The sequence below is a fragment of the Synechococcus sp. R6-10 genome, assembly GCF_047461815.1.
Classification (GTDB): domain Bacteria; phylum Cyanobacteriota; class Cyanobacteriia; order Thermostichales; family Thermostichaceae; genus Thermostichus.
In genome coordinates this window covers 1-1,075 of the sequence record NZ_JANSHW010000664.1, presented here as the reverse complement: position 1 = coordinate 1,075, position 1,075 = coordinate 1, and the positions used below count along the sequence as shown (strand labels likewise).

The window sequence follows — 1,075 nt, the reverse complement described above, 5'->3', positions numbered from 1 at the left end:
AGCAGAGCAGGCTCAGGGCTACTGAAAGCCCGCTCCGTACCGCTTTAGCGGTCGGAGTCGGGTAGTTTACTACGGAGATTTCTCCAGGGGGTTCGCGATTCTTCGACTGGATCCTTTGCTGAAGAGGGGAGACAATAGACGAGAGTAGTAAGACGAGAGTAGTAGCAGGGAAAAGGTTAAAAAACCTGCCTTGGCACTGTAAAACTCAGCAGGAGATTGCGTATGAGCGCTTTTGCCCAAGCTCCCAAAAAGTGTGTTTCCGCCGCCTTCAAAGAAGAGGGCAAGCTGCAAGAGTGTATCCAGCGGCTTTTGAACCGTGGCATTCCCAACGATTGCATCTCCATTATTGGCCGCAACTTTCAAACCGAAGCCAAAATTACCGGGTTTATCACCCGCAAAGAGGTGGTTCTGGACGGTCTGACCAATGGGGCCATCTATGGATCCCTGTTCGGATCCCTGCTGGGGCTGCTCACTGGCGTGGGGGTGCTGTTCATTCCCTTTTTGGGGGCAGTGGTGGCCGCTGGGCCTCTGGGAGCCGCTTTGTTGGGGGCAACGGGCGGCGCTTTGTACGGAGCACTGGGAGCGGGCCTGGGATCCGCCCTGATTGCCTTGGGTATGCCGCAGGAGAAAGCCGCCATCTACCAAACCCGGGTACAGGCGGGCGAGTTCTTGTTGGTGGTGCAAGTACCGGAAGAGAAGTCGGGCGAAATTTACTGGCTGCTGCAGAGTGCTGGCGGAGAGGAAGTTTCCATTGCCGACTTGAACTTGCCCGGTGAGCCAGAGGGAGACTTAACCCCAGAGAGCATCTCGCCGGAAATCCGCGCTGACCTCTCGGAAGAAGCGCAGCAAACCTTTGTGGAAGCCTACAACCAAGCCAAACAAGAGAGCAATAACTCCACCCATGCACTCCTCAAAGCTTGGGAAAAGGTCAAGCAAATTTTCACACGAGATGAGAAAGGGATCTTCTCCAAACGCAAGCCCTAGCCCAAAAAGTTTCCGAAGTAGCGAGAGCACAGTAAAGCGCCATCTCGCCGCTCTGCCTGTACGTGTTCTGGGTCTGCTCCAATTTTTTAGC

General features: G+C 54.8%; 1 protein-coding gene. It reads left to right on the top strand.

The genetic code is table 11. From position 1 onward, the window contains the following. The first annotated feature begins 222 nt into the window (after positions 1-222). Positions 223-984, top strand: a complete 762-nt coding sequence (locus NW837_RS15160; RefSeq protein WP_414332456.1) for a ChaB family protein — start codon at positions 223-225, stop codon at positions 982-984. The last annotated feature ends 91 nt before the right edge of the window (positions 985-1,075 follow it).

Bases quoted from the DNA above. Each gene is read 5' to 3' on its own strand.
- NW837_RS15160 (WP_414332456.1), top strand. From the start codon at position 223: ATGAGCGCTTTTGCCCAAGCTCCCAAAAAGTGTGTTTCCGCCGCCTTC.